General features: G+C 70.6%; 16 protein-coding genes. 9 read left to right on the top strand and 7 right to left on the bottom strand.

The features are described from left to right. A partial coding sequence (locus D7V88_RS08115) for an FHA domain-containing protein (protein ID WP_147448655.1) occupies window positions 1-430 on the top strand: 430 nt, incomplete at its 5' end. Window positions 431-445: 15 nt separating this feature from the next. Here D7V88_RS08115 and D7V88_RS08110 read toward each other — a convergent pair. Beyond that, the gene (locus D7V88_RS08110) at window positions 446-1,795 is read right to left on the bottom strand and encodes an MFS transporter (RefSeq protein WP_120540033.1); all 1,350 of its coding nucleotides are present in this window, start codon (window positions 1,793-1,795) and stop codon (window positions 446-448) included. Between the two features lie 394 nt (window positions 1,796-2,189). Further along, the gene (locus D7V88_RS42945) at window positions 2,190-2,339 is read right to left on the bottom strand and encodes a hypothetical protein (RefSeq protein ID WP_158625032.1); all 150 of its coding nucleotides are present in this window, start codon (window positions 2,337-2,339) and stop codon (window positions 2,190-2,192) included. 385 nt (window positions 2,340-2,724) lie between these two features. Here D7V88_RS42945 and D7V88_RS08105 point away from each other — a divergent pair, with 385 nt between their 5' ends. Both D7V88_RS08105 and D7V88_RS08100 read left to right on the top strand, forming a co-directional pair. Next, on the top strand, window positions 2,725-4,002 hold the full coding sequence (locus D7V88_RS08105; RefSeq protein ID WP_158625031.1) for a lanthionine synthetase C family protein: 1,278 nt from the start codon (window positions 2,725-2,727) through the stop codon (window positions 4,000-4,002). Beyond that, on the top strand, window positions 3,999-7,229 hold the full coding sequence (locus D7V88_RS08100) for a lantibiotic dehydratase (RefSeq protein ID WP_120540028.1): 3,231 nt from the start codon (window positions 3,999-4,001) through the stop codon (window positions 7,227-7,229). Before D7V88_RS08105 ends, D7V88_RS08100 begins: the two co-directional genes overlap by 4 nt. A 6-nt stretch (window positions 7,230-7,235) precedes the next feature. Here D7V88_RS08100 and D7V88_RS08095 read toward each other — a convergent pair whose 3' ends face one another. After that, entirely contained in the window at window positions 7,236-7,529 is a 294-nt protein-coding gene (locus D7V88_RS08095) for a hypothetical protein (protein ID WP_120540027.1), read from the bottom strand. A gap of 120 nt (window positions 7,530-7,649) precedes the next feature. Between D7V88_RS08095 and D7V88_RS08090 the strand changes: the two genes are divergently transcribed. Next, the gene (locus D7V88_RS08090; RefSeq protein ID WP_167509825.1) at window positions 7,650-8,096 is read left to right on the top strand and encodes an OsmC family protein; all 447 of its coding nucleotides are present in this window, start codon (window positions 7,650-7,652) and stop codon (window positions 8,094-8,096) included. A 290-nt stretch (window positions 8,097-8,386) separates the two neighbouring features. Further along, window positions 8,387-9,472: an acetyl-CoA C-acyltransferase gene (locus D7V88_RS08085; RefSeq protein WP_279636002.1), complete on the top strand. Its 1,086-nt coding sequence runs from the start codon at window positions 8,387-8,389 to the stop codon at window positions 9,470-9,472. Between the two features lie 4 nt (window positions 9,473-9,476). On the opposite strand, the gene D7V88_RS08080 is transcribed toward D7V88_RS08085, so the two are convergent. From D7V88_RS08080 to D7V88_RS08070, 3 genes are all read right to left on the bottom strand, one after another. Then, the gene (locus D7V88_RS08080; protein WP_158625030.1) at window positions 9,477-11,216 is read right to left on the bottom strand and encodes an Hsp70 family protein; all 1,740 of its coding nucleotides are present in this window, start codon (window positions 11,214-11,216) and stop codon (window positions 9,477-9,479) included. A 4-nt stretch (window positions 11,217-11,220) separates the two neighbouring features. Further along, the gene (locus D7V88_RS08075; RefSeq protein WP_120540025.1) at window positions 11,221-12,861 is read right to left on the bottom strand and encodes a hypothetical protein; all 1,641 of its coding nucleotides are present in this window, start codon (window positions 12,859-12,861) and stop codon (window positions 11,221-11,223) included. A gap of 210 nt (window positions 12,862-13,071) precedes the next feature. After that, window positions 13,072-14,559: a hypothetical protein gene (locus D7V88_RS08070; protein WP_120540024.1), complete on the bottom strand. Its 1,488-nt coding sequence runs from the start codon at window positions 14,557-14,559 to the stop codon at window positions 13,072-13,074. 392 nt (window positions 14,560-14,951) lie between these two features. Between D7V88_RS08070 and D7V88_RS08065 the strand changes: the two genes are divergently transcribed. Next, window positions 14,952-16,460: an HD domain-containing phosphohydrolase gene (locus tag D7V88_RS08065; RefSeq protein ID WP_158625029.1), complete on the top strand. Its 1,509-nt coding sequence runs from the start codon at window positions 14,952-14,954 to the stop codon at window positions 16,458-16,460. A 51-nt stretch (window positions 16,461-16,511) separates the two neighbouring features. Then, on the top strand, window positions 16,512-17,477 hold the full coding sequence (locus D7V88_RS08060; protein ID WP_158625028.1) for an alpha/beta hydrolase: 966 nt from the start codon (window positions 16,512-16,514) through the stop codon (window positions 17,475-17,477). A 38-nt stretch (window positions 17,478-17,515) separates the two neighbouring features. On the opposite strand, the gene D7V88_RS08055 is transcribed toward D7V88_RS08060, so the two are convergent. Then, window positions 17,516-18,142 carry a TetR/AcrR family transcriptional regulator gene (locus tag D7V88_RS08055; RefSeq protein ID WP_244238048.1) on the bottom strand — a complete coding sequence of 209 codons (627 nt, stop codon included), beginning with the start codon at window positions 18,140-18,142 and terminating at the stop codon, window positions 17,516-17,518. Window positions 18,143-18,249: 107 nt separating this feature from the next. On the opposite strand from D7V88_RS08055, the gene D7V88_RS08050 reads away from it, so the two are divergent. Both D7V88_RS08050 and D7V88_RS08045 read left to right on the top strand, forming a co-directional pair. Beyond that, on the top strand, window positions 18,250-18,699 hold the full coding sequence (locus D7V88_RS08050) for a tautomerase family protein (protein WP_120540021.1): 450 nt from the start codon (window positions 18,250-18,252) through the stop codon (window positions 18,697-18,699). Window positions 18,700-19,004: 305 nt separating this feature from the next. Continuing rightward, complete coding sequence (locus D7V88_RS08045; protein WP_341870663.1) at window positions 19,005-20,228, top strand: FadR/GntR family transcriptional regulator; 1,224 nt, start codon at window positions 19,005-19,007, stop codon at window positions 20,226-20,228. Window positions 20,229-20,317 lie beyond the last annotated feature (89 nt).

Raw genomic sequence — 20,317 nt, 5'->3', positions numbered from 1 at the left:
GATGAAGCCCACCCGAGGCCGGGTGGTCCCCGCCCCCGTTCCTGCGCCCGTGGAGGACGAGGACGACGTCCTGGACATCCCCACGGACGTAGGCAAGCGGTCCGACCCCGCCAAGGCCGTCAAGGCGCCCCCGAGGCTGGAGTTGTTCGTCCGCCTGTCGCCGGACGGTCCCGCCACGATGATGGACGTGGAGCGCTTCACGCTCGGACGCGGCCCGACGTGCAGCCTGGTGGTGAAGTCCGGCAGGGTCTCCCGTGAGCACGCGGCCGTCGTGCGCGTGGGCAACGACTTCTTCATCGAGGACCTGGGTTCCTCGAACGGGACCTGGATCAACCATCAGCGCATCAAGCGCCAGAAGATCGCGGACGGGGACACCTTCAACCTGGGGACCGAGGCCGTGTACTTCTCCATGGGTCCCCGCGAGGACTGACACCGCCGCCGCGGCTCAGGCCTTCCGCGGCGGGTTGCGGATGCCCAGGGCGGAGATGCCTCCGCCCAGGATGAGCAGGGCGGCGGTGGTGAGCATCACCCGGTGGAAGCCCGCGACATCCAGCCGCGGGCCCACGATGAGCCCCGTGAACGCGATGGCGATGAGCCCCGCGACCCGGGAGACGGCGTTGTTGATGGCCGAGCCGATGCCAGCCTGCTCGCTTCGGACGGACCCGAGCACCGCCGCCGTCAGCGGCGCGACCGTCATCGTCAGCCCCATCCCGAACACGAGGACGCCCGGCAGCATCTGCGTCCAGAAGTTCAACGGCGCGCCGACGTTGAGCATCAGCAGGAACCCCACACCCGCCAGGCACGGCCCCACCGCCATGAACACCCTCGGTCCCAGGCGTCCGGCGAGCCCGCCGAACACCGACGACAGCAGCAACATGAGGACCGTGGTCGGCATCAGCACCAGGCCCGCCGTCGTCGCGCGAAAGCCCCCCACCTCCTGGAGGAAGAGCGTGATGACGAACATGCCCAGCGACAGCGCGCCATAGATGGCCGTGGTGGCGAGGTTGCCCACCCAGAAGTTCCGCTCCCGGAACAGGCCCAGCGGCATCATCGGATGCGCGGTGCGCTTCTCCTGCACCAGGAACGCGATGAACGAAGGCACGCCCACGCCCAGGGAGAGCCACACCGAAGGGTGCATCCAGCCCACCTTCGCCTGTTCGATGAGTGCATAGACGGGGCCGCCCAATCCCACACATGCCAGGACCGCGCCCAGGAAATCGATGCGCGCCCCCGCCGGCCGGGGCGGTTCCTCCAGCCGCGCGAGCAGCATCAGCGTCAGCGCGATGGGCAGGACGTTGATGCCGAAGATCCACCGCCAGCCCACGGTGTCCACCAGCAGCCCGCCCGCCAGCGGCCCCGCGATGAACGCGCCGCCCGTCCACCCGGTCCAGGAGCCAATCGCCCGGGCCTGCTCGGGGCCGGAGAAGAAGGCCAGGATGAGCGCGAGCGAACCCGGCACCAGCAGCGCGCCCGTGGCGCCCTGAAGCCCCCGCGCGAGGATGAGCACGGCCCCGGTGGGAGCCAGCGCGCAGAGGAGTGACGTGGCGCCAAAGCCCAGGAGTCCGAGCCCCAGGATGCGCTTGCGTCCAAACGCATCCGACAGCGAGCCCGCGACCAGCATCAGCGAGCCCAGGGTGATGAGATAGGCATCCACCACCCACTGCTGGAGCGTGAGGCCGCCGCCCAGGTCCCGGACCATCGCCGGCAGCGCGACGTTGATGATGGCTCCATCCAGGAACGTCACGAGCGAAGCCAGGACGGCGATGGCCAGGACGAGCCGCTGTTGAGACGCCACGGTGCCCACCGACTCCCCCGGGAGAGGCCTCCCCACGTCCCCGGGGAAGGCGGGACGCTCCGTTCCTTCTATCGACTCTCCTGCGAACCTGCCCGCCCGGACGCCCTGGACTTCAGACTCATCAACACTGCCGTCCCCACGAGCCACGACCCCGAAGCGCGATTGCTTGTTGTGTATGCGCAGGCCCCTTCTCAAAGGAAGAGGCTCGAGCCGCCAGCCAGACGCCCATGACACCGAAGCCGCTCGACCCCGAGCGCATGCGTCACCGTCTGACGCGAAGCCGGGGGAGCCCTCCGTCGGACTGGGAAGCGTACCGCGACGGGTGACTACCGGAGGAGAGGCTTGCGCTTCCCCTCCGGCAAGGACTCACGGACCCGGGGGCCCGTGAGGAACATCAGGGGTCACACCTCGGGCCAAACTCGGTGCAGTTGGGACTCGTGGCTTCCTTGAGTGCCTTCAACTCTCCGCCCGGATTCGACAGCAGGCGGACGGTCTCGCGCTTCAGGCTCAGCTTCTTCGACTTCTGCGTATCTTGTTTGTCCATGGCGTTGGCCCTCAGAGGTCACATCTCGGGCCGCCCTCGGTACAAATGGGCGTCGTGAGTTCCTTGTGAGGCTTCAACTCTCCGCCCGGATTCGACAGAAGGCGGACGGTCTCACGTTTCAGGCTCAGCTTCTGGGGCTTCTGCGGGGTCTGCTTGTCCATGACATCGCCTTTCGTTGCAATCATCGACGGCGCTACCTGGAAACAATGCGACGGCCTGCGGCCTTCAACACCCGACAGACATCGTCAGGCGTTCCCAGTCAAACACCTGCTTCCCAAGCAAACAAGTGCTCCCCCGCTCAACCCCCAAACGCCGAATTTCATTTCCCTTGTGCGCTGGGGGAATGAAGCTCCAGCGGCCCTTTCCAGAAAGCAGGAACAACGACATGCGAAGGACGCCTTCATGGAAACCCCTGCTGCAGGGCGTCGAGCACGCGGAAGCCCTGGCGGTGCTGGGGCCGCTCGTCGAAGCGCTGGCGCACGTCCGACCCACGCCTCCCTTCGCGGCTTCGCTCGCACGGGGTGCAGCGGGTCGCGCCGTGTTGTTTGACGCGCTCGCCCGGGCCCACGATGACGCGCGGCATCGCGCCACCGCGGAGGCCCTGCTGGAGCGCGCCACGGAGGCGCTGTCCTCCGAGACGCTGGGCCCCGACCTCTATGATGGCTTCACGGGCATCGCCTGGGCCGTCCAGCAGGTGCAGCGTCCTTCGGAATCACCGGACGCGGATCCGCTGACGGACATCGATGACGCGCTCGGTGACTTCCTCCAGACGCGGCCGTGGCCGCACCGCTACGACCTGGTGAGTGGACTGGTGGGCATGGGTGTCTATGCCCTGGAGCGCCTTCCTCGCGCCGGCGCCCGACACTGTCTGGAAGCGGTGGTCGCACGGCTCGGAGAGCTGGCGGAGCGGACGCCGGAAGGCCTGCGGTGGAAGACCCTGCCCGAGCACGTGGAAGAGCGGCTTCGCGAGGCGCAACCCCTGGGCGGCTTCAACCTGGGCGTGGCGCACGGCAACAGCGGAGTGCTCACCGTCCTCGGCGGCGCGGTGGCCTCCGGGGTCGAGGCCGCACGCGAACTGCTGCACGGCGGATGGACGTGGTTCATGTCCCGGCGCGGGAGTGACACGCAGTCCGCGCGCTTCCCCACGCGCGTGGGCCTCCAACACGAACCCCTGACGTGGCCGCGCCGTCCGGCATGGTGCTACGGCGATCCAGGCGTGGCGCTCGGGCTGCACACGCTGGCGCGCGCCGTGGGCCACGCCGAGTGGGAGGCCCAGGCCCTCGCGCTCTGCCGGGAGTCCGCGCGGCGATGGACCGACGGCGGCTCCGTGCAGGATGGCGGCCTCTGTCATGGCGCCGCCGGACTCGTGCACCTCTACAACCGGCTCTTCCAGACGACCGGGGAGGCCGTCTTCGAAACCGCGGCCCGCTTCTGGTTCACGCAGCTCATCACCGTGCACTGGCGGCCCGGCCAGGGCGTGGGCGGGTTCCGCACGCTGGAGCGCTTCGACGACGGCACCGAAGGCTGGACCGACAACCCGGGCCTGCTCGCGGGCGCCACCGGCATCGCCCTGGCACTGCTGGCGGCGACCTCTCCGGTGGAACCCACCTGGGATCGCATGATGCTCATGTCCCTGCGTCACCCCAACCCGGACGCGCCATGACGCCGCCCCGCGCATCCCTGTCAGGCTTCTCCCCTTCTGGCTTCTTCGTCCTGCGCACGCCGCTGCTGCCCTTCGACGCGCTGCGGGCCTGGAGTGAGGACCTGCATGCGGTCCGCTTCACGGAGGCCCCGGTCGCCGAACAGGAAGCAGCTCTCGCGAGAGACCGCGCCCTGCTGCGCGACCGGCTGTCGGCGGCGATTGCCCGCCCGGAGGTGAGGGAGGCGTTGTTCCTCGCGTCCCCTTCGCTGGAGGAGCACCTGTCCGCGTGGACGAGCGCACCGGACGGTGACCATGGACAGAAGCTGGAGCGCACGCTGGTGCGCTACTGGCAGCGCATGGCCTCGCGCTCGACGCCCTTCGGCCTCTTCGCGGGCAACAGCCTGGGCACGCTCGCCGGACCGACGCGGCTGGTGTTGTCCGCTCGCGAATCGTACCGCCGCCACACGCGGCTGGACATGGACTACGTCGATGCGTTGACGGACCGGCTCGCCGCATTGCCCGCGCTGCGCGAGGCCCTGAGCTACCGCCCCAACTCCAGCCTCTACCGGGCCGCGGGGCGGCTGCGCTACGCGGAGTCGCGCCGCGAGGGAGGCTCGCGCACCTACCAGCTCGTCGGCGTGGAGCCCACCGCGTACCTGGAGGCCACGCTGGAGCGGGCCCGAGCCGGCGCCTCGCTCGCGACGCTCGTCCAGGGCCTGGTGGACGCCGACCCGGACGTGTCCGCCGACGAAGCCCGGGACTACGTGGACATGCTCGTGGAGCATCAGCTCCTCCTTCCGGAGCTGGCGCCGCTCGTCACCGGGCCAGAGCCGCTGCGCGAGCTGCTCGCGCGCCTGGAGTCCGTGCCGGCCATGGCCGACACCTTCCGCGTCCTCCATCGAGTGCAGGGCGCGCTGACGGCGCTGGATGCCTCACCGCTGGGGGCGGAGCCGTCGCACTACCGCGCGCTCGCGAAGGACCTGGAGGCGCTTCCCGCCCCGGTCGACTCCAACCGCCTCTTCCAGGTGGACCTGCGCAAGCCCGCCGAAGCGCTGACCCTGGGCCCGGCCGTGGTGGACGCGATGGCCCGGGGCGTGGCCCTGATGCACCGGCTGAGCCCGGCGTCGGATTCGCCCACCCTGCGGCGCTTCCGCGAAGCCTTCGTCCGGCGCTACGAGGAGCGCGAAGTCCCCCTGCTGGAGGCCCTGGACGAGGACGTGGGGGTCGGCTTCGAGCTGGCGAATCCCGAGGCCGCGGAAGCCTCGCCCCTGCTGCGCGACCTGGCATTCCCCGCCCCTGTCACGGAGGAGCGCGTCGCCTGGGGCAAGGGCCTGGCGCACCTGAGCTACCGGCTGTCGGAGGTGCTGCGCACGGGCGGTCCCCTGGAGCTGGACGACGCGGACCTCCAGGCGATGGAGAACCCGCGTCCCGCGCCACTGCCGGAGGCCTTCTCCGTGATGGCGACCGTGCTGGCCGCGTCCCAGGAGGACGTGGACGCGGGGCGGTTCCAGCTCGTGTTCGATTCGATGATTGGCCCCTCGGGGGCGGCGCTCCTGGGCCGCTTCTGCCATGGCGACCCGGAGCTGCTGCGCCACGTGAAGGCGCACCTGCGCGCGGAGGAGGCCCTGCATCCGGAGGCCGTCTTCGCGGAGGTGGTGCACCTGCCGGAAGGACGCGTGGGCAACATCCTCTGCCGTCCCGTGCTGCGTGAACACGAGCTGGTGTTCCTGGGACGTTCGGGTGCGCCGCCGGAGCAACAGCTTCCGCTCACCGACCTCTTGCTCTCCGTCCGGGGCTCCCGCATCGTCCTGCGCTCCGCGAAGCTGGGACGTGAAGTCCTTCCCCGCATCACCCACGTCCACAACTTCGGCCGCGCGCACCTGCGGCCCTACACCTTCCTGGGCACGCTCCAGCAACAGGGCGCGAGCCCCGGCCTGCGTTGGCACTGGGGGCCGCTCGCCAGCAGCGCGTTCCTGCCCCGGGTGACCTGCCGAGGACTGGTCCTCCACCGCGCCCGCTGGCGCATCAAGGCGTCCACGCTCCAGGCACTCGGGGAGCTGCAAGGCGCCGAGCGCTTCCGTGAAGCGCAGCGGTTGCGCGCGCGCCTGGGCCTGCCGCGCACCGTGGGCCTGGAGGAACGCGACAACGTGTTGCCGGTGGACCTGGACAACGTGCTCAGCATCGACACCTTCGTTCAACTGGTGCGGCGCCAGTCGGAGGTGGTGTTGGTGGAGCTGCCCACCGACGAGGGACTGTGCGTCCAGGGCCCCGAAGGCCGCTTCGTCCACGAGGTGGTGGTGCCCTTCGTGCGCGACGCACCGGCCATGCCCGCGCCCACCGTGCGCCTCACGAAGCCGCCGAAGCAGGAGCGTTCCTTCCCGCCCGGCTCCGAGTGGCTGTACGTCAAGCTCTACACCGGCACGGCGCTCGCGGACCGCGTGCTGGCGGAAGCCGTGGCGCCCCTGGCCCGCGAAGCCATCGCCTCCGGCGCCGCGCACCAGTGGTTCTTCCTGCGCTACGGCGACCCGGACTGGCACCTGCGCGTGCGCTTCCAGGGCGACCCGCGACGGCTGCACACCGAGGTCCTGGCGCGGCTCCATGAATTGCTGCGCCCGCTGCGACAGGACGGACTCGTCCACCGCGTGCAGGTGGACACCTACGAGCGCGAGGTCGAACGCTACGGCGGCGACGCGGGCCTGCTGCTCGCGGAGCGGTTGTTCCACGCGGACAGTGAGACGGCGCTGGAGCTGCTCGACGCGGTGACGGGGGACGATGGCGCGGACGCACGCTGGCGGCTGCTCCTGTGCGGCATCGACCTGCTGCTCACGGACCTGGGCTTCGACCTGGAGGGCCGCTGCCGGTTGCTCGCGGACCTGCGCCAGGGCTACGGCCAGGAGTTCCAGGTGGACGGGGCCTTCGAGCGTCGCCTGGGAGAGCGGTTCCGGACGCACCGCCAGGAGCTGGAGTCACTGCTGTGGCGGCCGTGGCCTTCCGACGGACCGCTCGCTCCGGGACTCGCCGCGCTGCGACGCCGCTCCGAACGACAGGCGAAGGTGGCGGAGCAACTGCGCGCGTGCGCCACGGAAGGCCGCCTGACCCGGTCCCTGGACCGCGTGGCCGCGAGCCTCATCCACATGCACACCAACCGGCTGCTGCGGACCGCCGCGCGGGCGCAGGAGCTGGTCCTCTACGACTTCCTGCACCGGCTCTACACGTCCCGACAGGCGCGAGAAAAGAAGCGGACCTGAGCCCTCCTACCAGGCCGGTGCGATGACCCGCCACGAAGCCTTGCGGTCGAAGGAACCGTGGCGGAGCACATGCTGGAACGACGCGGTGCCCACCAGCGGCAGGTCGGAGCCCTCGGTCCACACCAGCGTGGGCGTCCCCGCTCGCGGGCCCTGCGCTCCGTCCAGCGGACCGGAGCGCTCCGGGTCGTGGGCGCCTCGCGCCTCGGGCTCGCACGACGCGCTTGCGTCCTCCTCCGGTGAGGAATCTCCACACGCCAGCAGCGCGAGCAGTGGAAGGGTGAGCAGCCGCCGGGCATCCATTCCCCGTCCAACCCGGGATGCCCCGACAGGTTGCGCGGCGCCCTGCTTTTTTCCGGCCGCTCCGCTCCGAACGACCTGCCAGCGCCCGTGCTCCCGTATCCAGGACAGGAGGCCAACGTCATGGCACAGCCGCTGTACACCGGACAGGTCCGCACCGTGGGGGAGAGCATGGCCCGCAGCACCACGGAGGCCCAGGCGTTCAAGATCTTCATGGACGAGCCCGTGGAGCTGGGAGGCCTCAACGGCGCCCCCAGCCCGCTCGACTTCATCCTCGCGGCGCACGCGGGCTGCCTGAACTACATGACCTTCTTCATCGCCCGCGAGCTGGGCATCCCCGTCACCGGCACCGACATCACCGTGCAGGGCGCCCTGAACCCCGCGAAGTTCGCCGGCACCCGCCTGGACGTCCGCGCCGGCTACCAGTCCCTCACCGCCACCATCCACGTGCGCGGCGGCGCCACCCCTGAACAACTCGCGCGGCTCCTTGCGGAGGTCGAGACCCGCTGCCCGGTGAGCGACAACCTGGCCCACGCCACTCCCATCCACCTGTCCATGAAGGCCGCATAGGTCGCCTCCCCCACAACACGCTCCCCCGCGACGGGCCCGGCACCCTCACACGGTGTCGGGCCCGTCGTCGTTCCCACGGGCGGTTGCCTTGACATGAAAATTACGCGCGTAATATTACATTCAAAATCCAAGGAGCCGCGCATGACGACCAGCTACATCATCGACGCCGTTCGGACCCCGCGTGGGCGCGGGAAGATGGGCAAGGGCGCACTCACGGGGCTGCACCCTCAGGAGTTGCTCGCGCAGGCGCTCAACGCGCTCCAGCGACGGGGGGCTGGGACGCGCGCGAGGTGGGAGACGTCATCGCGGGGTGTGTCTCGCAGGTGAACGAGCAGGGCGCGAACATCGCGCGCAACGCGGTGCTGGCGGCGGGGTGGCCGCAGGACGTGTCCGCCGTGTCGCTCAACCGCTTCTGCGGCTCCGGGCTCCAGGCGGTGAACTTCGGCGCCATGGGCGTGGCCTCTGGCGCGATGGACTTCGTCGTCTCCGGCGGCGTGGAGAGCATGTCGCACCTGTCGCTGGGCGCGGACGGTGGCGGCCAGGACGGAGGCAACGTGCGCCTGCGGGAGCGCGTCTACCAGGTGCCCCAGGGCATCAGCGCGGACCTCATCGCCACGCTGGAGGGCATCACGCGCGAGGACGTGGACGCGCTCGCCCTGCGCTCGCAACAGAACGCGGCCCGCGCCATCGAGGAGAACCGCTTCGCCAGGTCGCTCTTCGCGGTAAAGGACCCCGCTACTGGCGCCGTCCTGCTGGAGCGCGACGAATTCCCCCGCCCGGACACCAGCGCGCAGGGCCTGGCCGCGCTCAAGCCCGCGTTCGTCGCGATGGGCGACACGGTGGTGGGTCCGAACGGGGAGACGCTGGACGGCATCGCGCTCGCCGCCTATCCCCAGGCGAAGCGCATCCAGCACATCCACACCGCCGGCAACTCCAGCGGCATCGTGGATGGGGCCGCCGTGGTGTCGCTGGCGTCCGAACGCTATGTGAAGGAGAAGGGCCTCAAGCCCCGCGCCCGCATCCGCGCGATGGCGACCCTGGGCACCGAACCGCTCCTCATGCTCACGGCCCCCGCGCCGGTGAGTGAGAAGGCCCTGCGCATGGCGGGCATGAAGGCCGGCGACATCGACCTGTGGGAGATCAACGAGGCCTTCGCCGGGGTCGTCCTCCAGACGACGCGCGCGCTGGGCATCGACCCGGACCGCGTGAACGTCAACGGAGGTTCCATCGCGCTGGGCCACCCGCTGGGCGCCACGGGCGCGATGCTGTTGGGCACCGCGCTGGATGAGCTGGAGCGCACCGGCAAGCAGACGGCGCTCATCACCATGTGCATTGGCGGTGGCCAGGGCATCGCCACCATCCTGGAGCGCGTGTAGCGGCTCAGCGCTCCTTGAGGTGGCGCACCATCGCGTTGAGCCGCTCGCGGATCTCGCCGATGCGCACGGGCTCCTGGGCCTCCAGGGCCAGCCGGAAGGCGGCGATGGCCGCCGCGAGTTCGTCTCGCAGCGGGCCCGTGAGCTGGACGAACAGTGCGTCCGCCCGCGCCATCGCGGTGGTGTTGGGCAGGGCGTCGCGCGGGTGAAGCTTGAGCGCGTTCATCCGCTGGCGCGCCTCCTCCAACTGTTCCGGCGTCAGGCGCCCGGGGCGCTGTTCGATGACGAAGGCGGACTTGCGCCCGGTGGACACCACCGTCATCTCCACCTCCAGGATGCCGTTGAGGTCGTAGGTGAAGCGCACGTCCACGGCCTGTTCGCTGGCGGGTGCGGGCGGCAGCCCCTGGAAGAGGTACTCGCCCAGCTTGACGTTGTCCTCACAGCGTGCGTGTTCACCCTGGTAGACCTCCAGGCGGATCTCCCGCTGGAAGTCGCGGCTGGTGGAGTAGCGCTCCACGCGGCTGGTGGGGATGACGGTGCCGCGCTCCAGGATGGGGCTGAAGATGCCGGTGATGTGCTGCCGGCCCGCCTGCGCCGCGGTGGCGACGCCCAGCGTGAAGGGCGCCACGTCGGTGACGATGAGGTCCTCCACCGCCCGGTCCCCGCCCTTCATCGCGCCCTGCACCGCGGCCCCCAGCGCCACGGCTTCGTCCGGAGGCAGCTTGCGCAAGGGCAGCCGGCCGAACAGCTCCGCGCTCATGGCCGCCACGCACGGCATGCGCGTGGAGCCGCCCACCAGCAGCACCTCGTCGACATCCTTCGCCTGGAGCGACGCGTCCTTCAGCGCCTGCCGGATGGGCCCCCGCACGCGCTCCAGCACCGGGGCCCAGGCGCGCTCCGCGTCGTCGCGGCTCAGCTCCAGGTCCAGGGTCAGCCGGCGGCCCGTCTCCAGCGGCAGGTCGGGCAGCACCAGCCGCGTGCGCTCCGCCGCGGAGAGCCGGCGCTTGACGCCTTCGCACGCCTCGCGGAGGCGGGACCACGCGGCGGCATGTTCCTCCAGGTCCAGGCCCTGCTTCTCCCGCCACGCGTGCGCCACGTACCGCGCGAGCGCGGTGTCGAAGTCCTCGCCGCCCAGGCGCGCATCGCCCGCGGAGGATTGGATTTCGATGACGCCCTCGATGATCTCCAGCACCGTCACATCGAAGGTGCCGCCGCCCAGGTCCAGCACCGCCACGCGCATCTCGCGGTCGCGCTCGTGCAGTCCGTAGGCGAGCGCCGCGGCGGTGGGCTCGTTGATGATGCGCTCCACCTTCAGGCCCGCGATGGCGCCCGCATCCCGCGTCGCCTGCCGTTGCAGGTCCCCGAAGTAGGCGGGCACCGTCACCACCGCCTCCTCGATGGGCACGCCCAGGGCGGCCTCCGCGTCCCGCTTCAGCGAGCCCAGCACCAGCGAGGACAGCTCCTGCGGTGTGAAGGAGCGGCCCCCCAGGATGCGCGGACGCTCCAGGCCCATGTCGCGCTTGAAGGCCACCGCGCCGGACGAGGGGTCCAACACCGCGCGGGCCTTCGCGGCCGCGCCCACCAGCACTTCGCCGTTCTCCGTGAGGCCCACTGCGCTGGGGGTGAGCACCTCGCCCAGCGCGTTGGGCACCACGGTGGGGCGGCCGTCGCGCATGACGGCCACCAGCGAGTACGTCGTCCCCAGGTCGATGCCCACGATGGGGCTCCTGCCCTGACCGCCGCTCATCTTCTCACCCCTCACACATGTCCCAGAGGGCCCGCGCGAACTCATGCCGGGCCGCCATCAGCTTCTTCTTGCGGGCCTGCACTTGCGGATCATGCTCGCCCAGGAAGACGAACGGGTCCCGCAACTGCTTCTCGAATGCGCCCCGTTGGGCGTCCAGCTTCTCGCATTTGCCGTCGGCACCCAACGACACCAGCGTGTGCAGGAACACGCAGCTCCGCTGGCGATCCGGCCCGGTCAGCAGCGCGCAGAGCTCCCGCTCCTTCTGACGGGCAAGCTCCACCACCTCCGGGCCCTCCACCCGGGTCCTGACCTTCTTCGAGGGGAGGACACTCCAGACAACGAGGGCTCCCACCACGAGGACCGTCACGCCCACCAACGCCAGGATCCGCTTGTCCAGACGAAAGCCGCGCGCCTTCGAGACTCCGGGCACCGTTTGCGGAGCAGCGGGTTTGGGCACCGGCTCCGGAGCAGCGGGCTCGGGCTCGGGCACCAGCTCCGGAGCTGTCGCCGCGACTGGGGCAGCCTGGGTCGGCGCTCGTTCGGGCGAGGAGGCAGTCGGCGCCTGGGGCGGGAGGCGCCTCGCCTTCTGGGTGGGCTGGGGCGGCCGGCCCAGCAGTCGATACAGCCCCGGGGCGTGCTGACGCAGCAGGGGGAGCGCCTCCGACACCTCCTCGAATCGGCTCTCAGTCAGCAGTTGGAGCGCGGTCCGAGCATCCACCACCCGTCCATCCAGCAAGGCCTTCGCGAGAATGCTTCGCAGCGTGGTGCTGAAGGAATCCGGCAGCGCGCCCAACTCCAGCACCAGGGGCCAGAGCTCCGCGATCTCCTCGGACGCGAAGGCCGTCAGCAGACCCTCGCCCTTCACCCAGGCCACATAGCGGCTCGCCACATCCCGGCCGAGGGCCGGCTGGACATGCAGGTGCAACAACACCACGAGCTGCACGAACCAACCAGGCGGAGGCGGTGGCTCGTCGGGGTTGGCGCCCATTTGTCCGAACGCGACCTGAGCGAACCTGCCGGCGCGCTCCACTTCGTCCATCTGGAGCAACTGGTTGGTCAGCATCCAGAGGAAGCGGTGGGGCGCCTCACGCCCCAGCAGCGCGATCTCCGAGTCCTCCAGCGCGCGAGGAAAGCGTTGTGCGAGCTCCGCGAGGAACTCGAAATGTCCCTGCCGGTACGCGTCGCGGTACGCGGACAGGGCCTCCTGGGTCCGGTCCGCGGCGAGCAGCGCCCCTACCAGCCAGTGTCGGGGCTCGGCCGAGTCCTGCACGGCCTCCACCGCGCGGCGAGCCACCTCCACCGCCGCCTCCAGGGGTCCCTCCGGAGGCAGCGCGCGAAACTCGGCGCGGAAGCGCTCCAACACATCCTGGGGAAGCGCGGGGGTGGCGCCCGGTCCGGCCGCCTCGGTGGAGGGATCCTCCTCAGCCTGGGTGGAGGCTTGCCGGGGCTCCGCCTGGGTCCGCGGTCCTTCGCGTCCTTCGCGGACGGCCAGCACCGTTTCGTACGCCTGCCGCAGGCGGGCGAAGCCTTCAGGGTCCGTCTCGGGTTTGCACGTCTTCAGCCGTCGCAGATACACGCGACGGACGGTGTCGCATCCAGGGTCGGCGTCCACGCCCAGTTCCTGGAGTGCCTGCTCGAAATCCATGCGGAAGGGAACGATAGCGCGGGAAGGACTTCACTTCACGTCAGGCCCTGTCTTCACGTGGACCGCCTCCCAGGCCCCTTTCCTCCGCATGCGATGCAAGGAATCAGCGTAGAATGGACAGACACACCGGGTTCCACCCGGGCACCGACCGGGTACGTCGTCCCCAGGCCGAGCCCACGAGGGCTCCTGCCCTGACCGTCACCCGTCGGGTCATCCCTGACATACGTTCAAGAGGGCGCGCCGGAACTCCTCACGGGTGGCCTTCAGTCGCTGCTGCTGGACTTCCTGCATGGGACCGGCGTCCGCCCCCAGGGCGGCGACCTGCGCTTCCAGTTGCCGCTCCACCTCGGCCTGCTCGCGGCGGACCCGCGAACACCTGCCTCCAGCGCCCCACACCACCAACTGTTGCAGCGACCCGCAGAGCCGCTGTTTGTCCTGTAGCTCCAACTGAGAGCAGAGCACCGTCGCCATCCGCCGGGCTTCCACCACGACCGGGCGCTCCGTGCCCCGAGGCTCCCGGGTCGCAGGGAGGAAGCAGGCCTTGAACAGGAAGAACAGGAGGATGAACGCGCCCGACATGACGCCGCGTCCCTGGGGCGACCGCGCGGCGTTCTGGAGGACCGTCAGCACCGACGTGGAGGGCACCGGCTCCGGCACGGTCAGGAGGGGCGACACCAGGAGTTGCTCCAGGTCCGGGGCCTGCGCGCGCACCTGACCGGCCGCCTCCGACGCTTCCTGGGGAGAGCGCTCCCGAAGCGCCTGGAAGGCTTCGCGTGCGGGGTCCAGGTCCCCGTCGAGCAACGCCTGCGCCATGCCCGCACGCAGGGCAGGGTCGAACGCATCCGGCAGCACATGCAGTTGCGCGAGCAGCGGCCATATCCGAGCGGTCTCGTCGGACTTGAAGGCATCCTGCAATCCCTCTCCCCGGACCCAGGCCGCGTAGCGACGTCCGACTTCGCGCGCGGATTCAGGCTGGGATTGGATGTACAGCAAGAGCTGGACCTGCAGGAACCAGCCCGGCGGTGGCGGAGGCTCCTGGGGATTCGTGCCCATGCGCTCGAAGGCGGCCAGCGCGCACTTCGCGGCGCGTGCCCCATCTCCCTGCTGGAGCAGTTGCTCCGTCAGGCCCCAGAAGAAGCCGTGGGGAGCCCCCGACTCCGCCAGCAGGACCAACTCCGTGTCCTCCAGCGCCCGGGGAAAGCGCTGCGCGAGCTCCACGAGAAAGCCGGTGAACCCCTGCCGGTATGCGTCTCGATACACGACCAGGGCATCCGGGATGCGGTCCGCGGCGAGCAGCGCTTCGACCAGCCATTGCCGGGCCTCGGCCATGTCCGGCAGCGCCTCCACCGCACGCCGGGCCACCTCCACCGGTGCCTCCGGAGGAGCGTCCGGCGGCAGCGCGCGGAACTCGGCGCGGAAGCGGTCGAATACATCCTGACGCAGCGTGGAGACCGGGCCCGTGGCTTCGGGAGCGCCAGCCTCTGGTGCGGGGGCGAGCGATTCCGCCTCGGTTCGCGGTCCTTCGCGTCCCTCGCGAGCGGCCAGCACCGTTTCGTACGCCTGTCGCAGGCGGGCGAAGCCTTCGGGGTCCGTCTCCGGCTTGCGCGTCTTCAGCCGTCGCAGGTACGCGCGGCGGACGGTGTCGCCTCCAGGGTCGGCGTCCACGCCCAGTTCCTGGAGTGCCTCCTCGAAATCCATACGTCCGGAACGATAGCGCGGGAAGGACTTCACTTCACATCAGGCTCTGCCTTCACGTGGAGCGCCTCCCTCGGGCCCCTTCCAGAACATGCGGTGCAAGGAATCCGCGCGGAATGCGCAGCCACGCCAGGACGCACCCGGGAAGCGGCGGGGCCCTGACGCCCCTTCATTCATCAAGGCGGGAGGTCGCGCGGTGATGGCCCGCGCTGAACGGCGACGAGAGCCGAAGGCGAGCTTCAGCCATGCGACCCGATGCGCGGGGACCGGCCTCCGGCACTCGGAGCGACTTCACGGAGCCGCCGGGCAGACGGGCATCCGCCAATCGGCCGATGCGCTCCGGGCCTGGACCCGCTGTGTTCCGGGCACATGCTCCGTGCCAAGCTCTTCCCGTGATGAACCTGCGCCAGGATCCGGTGGCTTCGCTTTCCGCGTTGTCCTCCGTGCTCGACCTCGCCAATGGGCTGGAGGGGGAGAAGAGCCTGCTGACCGGGCTGTTCGCGCTGGAGCTGGCGTTGGACGGCGGCCTGTCCCGGACCGACGCCCGGGCCGCCTTCTACGTGGGCCTGCTACGCCACCTGGGCTGCACCGCCTACGCCGCCGAGGAGTCGCGGCTGGGCAACGACGTGCACCTGCGCCGCAACCTGCTGCGCGGGGACGCGGGACGCACCAAGCATGTCGTGCGCTCGGTCCTGGACGCCAATCCCAGCCTGCCCCGCCGCGCCGCCGGACTGGCGCGACTGCTGACGTCCTCGCGGCGACTGCGCTCGGAATGGTTCGCGGAAGCGTGTGGCGCGGCGCGACTGCTCGCCTCCGGCCTGGGGCTGGATGCGCGAGTGCTCCAGGGGCTCGATGAGGCGTACGAGCGCTGGGACGGCGCTGGCGGCCCGCGATTGCTGGGCGGCTCGGACCTGCACGAAGTCGGGCGCGTCGCGCAGGCGGCGCATGTGGCCGTCGTCTTCTTCGTCGGCTCGGGTGCGGCCGTGGCGCAGGAAGCCCTGGCGCTTCAATCAGGGACGACCCTGGACCCGGCGTGGGCGAAGCGGGCCCTGGCCGCGACCGCCTCGCTCCAGACCTTGTCGGATGCGCGCATCGAGGCGGCGGAAGCGTGCCTGCTCGAAGCGCCGCCCACCATCGACGCCACCGCGCTGGCGACGACCTTCGGGGACTTCGCGGACCTGCAGAGCCCCTTCACCCGCGGGCACTCACGACGCGTGGCGGAAGCATGCGCGTCCGCCGCGCCCCGCCTGGGCCTGGACGCGGAGGAACAGGCCACGCTCCAGCTCGCGGCGTACCTGCATGACCTGGGACACGTGACCCTGCCCACCGGCCTGTGGCTGCAACCCGACTGGTCCCCCTCGGACCGGGAGACATCCCGGGCCCATGCCCACGCCACCGAGCATCTCCTCACCGCCACGCCCATGCTGCGGGACGCGGCGCGACTCGCGGGCGCGCATCACGAACGACTGGATGGCGGAGGCTATCCCCGGGGCCTCGCGCCCGTTGGCCTGTCCCGCGGCGCGCGACTGCTCGCGGTGGCCGACGTCTGGGTCGCGCTCCAGGAGGAGCGGCCCCACCGCCCCGCGCGGACCGTGGCCCTGGCGAAGCAGGTCCTGGAGGCCGAAGTGAAGGAGGGCCGGCTGGATGCGGACTGCGTCGCGGTGGTGGCCGGGACGAAGGACCTCCGGCGAGCCCCCGGGCCCGGCCCCACGTCCGCGCTGACGCCCCGGGAGGTGGACGTGCTGCGCCTGCTGGCGGGCGGAGCGACGAACAAGGAGATCGCCGGGAAGCTCGGGGTGTCGGACCGCACGGTGCAGCACCACACCATCCACATCTACGAAAAGCTGGGCGTGAGCACCCGCGCGGGCGCCTCCCTGGTGGCCGCACGCGCGGGCATCGTGTGATCCGCCATCTGGCCGATGTGGGCCTGGGCACCGCATGGTGCATTGGGCCCCATGAACAAGCCCTTCTCCGTCGCTCCCTTCTTCACCGCCCTGGCCGCGCTCGTCCTGTTGCAGGGCTGCGCCGCCGCAACCGCGTGCCGGACCCGGCCCTCCGCGTCCCCAGGCTTCGAACGGACCGCATCCGACGGCCTGTGCCTGAGCAGCGTCCGGTGGGAGCCCGCCCAGCCGCCCGTGCGCGGCGTGGTGGTCCTCATCCACGGCCTGCGGGACTACTCCGACCGCTACGGCCGGCTCGCGGAAGCGCTTCAGGCCCAGGGCTTCGCCGTCGTCGCGCAGGACCACCGGGGCCACGGCCATTCCGGCGGTGACCGCCAGCGCATGGAGTCGATGCAGCAACTGGTGGATGACGTGGACAGCGTCGTTCAAGACGCTCGTGTGCGACACCCGGGCGTACCGGTGATGGTGTTCGGCCACAGCATGGGCGGGCTCATCGCCACGCACTACACGCTCCAGCACGCCTCCGACGTGTCCGGGCTCATCCTGAGCGGCGCGGGCATCGTGCTGCCGCCGGGAGTGTCTGGCTTCGACACGCGCCTGGCGAAGATCTTCGGCACGATCCTCCCCGGGCTGCCCGCGCAGGACCTGGACAGTCAGATGTTCCTGCACGACGGCCCGGAGAAGGAGCAGTTTCTCGCCGATCCGCTCATCACCCACGAGAAGCTGCCCGCGCGCTCCGCCAAGGCGCTCATCGCCGGCATCGAAGCGCTCGAAGGGAAGTTCCAGGACCTGAAGCTCCCGCTGCTGGTGGTGCACGGCGGCGAGGACGTCATCACCGCCATCGATGGCAGCCGTGCCCTGGTGGCGCAGGCCACGAGCCCCGACAAGCGACTCATCATCTACGAGGGCCAGCGCCATGACCTCGCGCACGAGCCCGACGCGGCGAAGGTCGTCGGAGACATCGTGGGCTGGGTGGAGGCTCACGTCCCGCCGAACGCCGCCGCGACCGCTGCCCCCTGACGAAGGGATCCGCCGCGAGGCGGAGGCCCCCTCGCGGCTCAGGACCCGACGAAGGCCACCAGCGCATCGCGCACGGCGTCGAACGGAGCGATGTTCTTTCGAGCCCGGCAGAGGATCAGCGCGCCCTCCACCGATGCCAGGATGAGTGACGCGGCGCTGGCCGCCTTCTCGCGGGCCAGCCCCGCCGCGAGCAGCCGCGCGTCCAGCTCCCGCTCCCAGGAGATGAAGACCGCCGCGGCCCGCGCCCCCAGCTCCGGATGCGCGAGCCGCTCGTTCGCCACCGCCGCGATGGCACACCCGGCCATGCAGTCCGTCTTCACCAGCACCCGCCGCCACGCCTCGAAGAAGCGCAGCACCACCTCACCCGGCGTCGCGCCCTCACCGTGGCGCAGCACCGCGAGCACGCGGTCCCCCACCAGCGCCACCGCCTCCGCCGTGAGCCCGTCCTTCCCGTCCGGGAAGTGATGGTAGATGGAGCCACGCGGCGCCCCACTCCGCTCAATCACCTCCGAGAAGGACGCACCCGCGAGCCCCTTCTCACTAAGCAGTGCGGCCGCGGCCTTCACCATCCGCTCACGCGGCGTCCCTTCCGGCGTGGCTGGAGGGGCCTGCTTCACGGCACGACGAACGCCCTTCCCGGACGCTCCCTTCACGCGCTCAGCCATCGGCTCCTTTCGATTATGACGGTAATCATAATTGACTATGACGACCATCTTAATTAGCACTGCTCCTCGACTATGACGACCGTCATACTCCCCTGAGGACACCCGCCATGCCCATGATCGACATCGCAGCCCCCGAAGGCACCTTTCCTGAGCCCGCCGAAGCGGCCCTCCTGGAGCGGGCGACCGCCTGCGTCCTCCAATGGGAGAAGGTCACGGGCATCCCCTATGCGACCGCGAACACCGGCGCGTTCCTGAACGTCCTGCCCCGGGGGCGCCTCACGGCCGGAGGCAAGGCGGCTTCGGCGGTCCGCATCCAGGTGCTGACGCCCGCCAAGAGCCTGACCCAGGAACAGCGCGCTGGCATCGCCGCGAGCCTCACAGACATCGTCGCGGAGCTCGCGAACACGCCGGGCCAGCGCGAGCAGACCTGGGTGCTCTTCCACGAAGCTGTCGACGGCGGCTGGGGCATCGCCGGCAAGGCGCTCACCAACGTCGAACTCGTGGACGCGGTGCGCGCGAGCGCCATCGCCCTGCGCGCGGGCCAGGCCGGACGCTAGGCAGGTCGCCAGGGATTCGTTACCCAATCCCGTGACCCGAAGTGCTTCGCGAGGACGCGCGCGCCTCGCGGAGCGCAGCCGTGGGCCGCAACCCCGCGCTGGAGCGGACACCAGGGCGCGTCCATCGACAGAGGCAGCCGCCGGGCATGATTCACGCCGAACCTGTCCGACTGTCGGACAGGTTTGTGCCACCTGAAGCCGCGGGCCGCGCCGGACCGCCAAGGCGACGAGGACGGTGGGCCCTCAGGTCCATGTCAGACGCCTCTGCTTGGGTAGCAGAAGCTTTGGCGAGGAGGGCGATGGGGATGGAGCGGGTGGGACTCGTTGCGCAGGTGGAGGAGCAGCTCGAGCGCGAGATTGTGCTGGGGCGGCTTCCGAGGAGCGGCCAGTTCGGCTCGGAGCAGAAGCTGGCGTGCGGATACGGAGTGAGCCGGGGCACCGTGCGCGAGGCGCTGCGGCGGCTGGCGGCGCGGGGACTGGTGGTGCAGCACCCCGGGCGCAAGACGCGCGCGGTGGCGCTGGACGCGTCGCTGACGCTGGAGAACCTGGGCCTGGCGCTGCATGACGAGCGCTCCCCGGAGGGCCGGCGGCTGCTGGAGGGCTTCTTCTGCCTCAAGCGGCAGGTGCTGGTGGAGCTGCTGGCCGACTGCTGCGCGAATGCTTCCGCAGCGAACCTGGGGCTGCTGGCGGACGCGTGCTTCATGCTTTGGGACGCGGCGCGCTGGGAATCCGGTGCGCGCTGCGCGCAGTTGGAATTCGAATTGTTGCGGCTGGCAGCCCGAGTGGCGGCCCGTCCCGGGCACCTGCTCCTCATCCAGTCGCTGCAACGAGCCCTGCGGGGCAACGCGGCCCGACTGCTGCTCCTCATGGGCGGCGAGTCGCTGCGCCAGTGGACCTGCTGCGCGATGGAGGCCCTGCGGGAACGTGACGCGCGGGCGCTCCAGCACACGCTGCCAGCGCTGCTGAAGGCGTGTGATGAGCGGGTGCTGGAACGATTCGCGCCCGTCCTCCAGGGCGAGGCACTGGAGACCGGGCCCTGCGTGCAAGCACCTGGCCCCGGCTGCCTCGCGCCCGCTACCGAGGACACCGTGGCGCTCGGAGAGGCACCCCGCCCCCAGGCACAGACCCTTCCCGTGGAGCCGGACAACGGGGCGCTCCGGGTTCCAGCCGCCCTGAGTCTCAACCCAGGCGAGCCTGACGAGAAGAGCGCCAGGGGGGATGTGCCTGGCTCCGCCTTGGGCAACCTGTCCGACTGTCGGACAGGTGAGGACGTTTCGTCCGCGGAGCCCGAGCCTCCCCCATCGGCATTCACGGACAAACCGGTGGGCGGTGCGCAAGGGGGGCCAAACGATTCACGACACCCAGGGCCACTGCCCACCCACCACCGGACCGCGCTGGGCTGTGCGCCGCTGAAGCCTCCAGGACCTACGCCCCAAGCCCCCGTGCTCTGTGAGCGGCCACAGCCCGCCGCTTCTTCTCTCGTCCATGATGCTCAGCACCCCCTCCCCCAGGAGGAGCGCCTGCATTGACCTCGGATGCATCCACTCGAACCGGCCCCCCCCGTCAGGATGGACGACCCGGTACCTGCTGAGCACCGCTGAAGCGACCATGCGCTTCA

The sequence above is a fragment of the Corallococcus terminator genome (genome assembly GCF_003611635.1).
Taxonomy (GTDB): domain Bacteria; phylum Myxococcota; class Myxococcia; order Myxococcales; family Myxococcaceae; genus Corallococcus; species Corallococcus terminator.
The sequence above is the reverse complement of the archived record's forward strand: the minus strand, read 5'-3'. Positions and strand labels throughout refer to the sequence as shown.

Excerpts from the sequence above, each read along its gene's own strand:
- D7V88_RS08090 (WP_167509825.1), top strand. The coding sequence starts at position 7,650 with ATGGCACAGCCGCTGTACACCGGACAGGTCCGCACCGTGGGGGAGAGC.
- D7V88_RS08070 (WP_120540024.1), bottom strand. The coding sequence starts at position 14,559 with ATGGATTTCGAGGAGGCACTCCAGGAACTGGGCGTGGACGCCGACCCT.
- D7V88_RS08055 (WP_244238048.1), bottom strand. The coding sequence starts at position 18,142 with ATGGCTGAGCGCGTGAAGGGAGCGTCCGGGAAGGGCGTTCGTCGTGCC.
- D7V88_RS08105 (WP_158625031.1), top strand. The coding sequence starts at position 2,725 with ATGCGAAGGACGCCTTCATGGAAACCCCTGCTGCAGGGCGTCGAGCAC.
- D7V88_RS08060 (WP_158625028.1), top strand. The coding sequence starts at position 16,512 with ATGAACAAGCCCTTCTCCGTCGCTCCCTTCTTCACCGCCCTGGCCGCG.
- D7V88_RS08075 (WP_120540025.1), bottom strand. The coding sequence starts at position 12,861 with ATGGATTTCGAGCAGGCACTCCAGGAACTGGGCGTGGACGCCGACCCT.
- D7V88_RS42945 (WP_158625032.1), bottom strand. The coding sequence starts at position 2,339 with ATGGACAAACAAGATACGCAGAAGTCGAAGAAGCTGAGCCTGAAGCGC.
- D7V88_RS08045 (WP_341870663.1), top strand. The coding sequence starts at position 19,005 with ATGGAGCGGGTGGGACTCGTTGCGCAGGTGGAGGAGCAGCTCGAGCGC.
- D7V88_RS08095 (WP_120540027.1), bottom strand. The coding sequence starts at position 7,529 with ATGGATGCCCGGCGGCTGCTCACCCTTCCACTGCTCGCGCTGCTGGCG.
- D7V88_RS08065 (WP_158625029.1), top strand. The coding sequence starts at position 14,952 with ATGAACCTGCGCCAGGATCCGGTGGCTTCGCTTTCCGCGTTGTCCTCC.
- D7V88_RS08080 (WP_158625030.1), bottom strand. The coding sequence starts at position 11,216 with ATGAGCGGCGGTCAGGGCAGGAGCCCCATCGTGGGCATCGACCTGGGG.
- D7V88_RS08050 (WP_120540021.1), top strand. The coding sequence starts at position 18,250 with ATGCCCATGATCGACATCGCAGCCCCCGAAGGCACCTTTCCTGAGCCC.
- D7V88_RS08100 (WP_120540028.1), top strand. The coding sequence starts at position 3,999 with ATGACGCCGCCCCGCGCATCCCTGTCAGGCTTCTCCCCTTCTGGCTTC.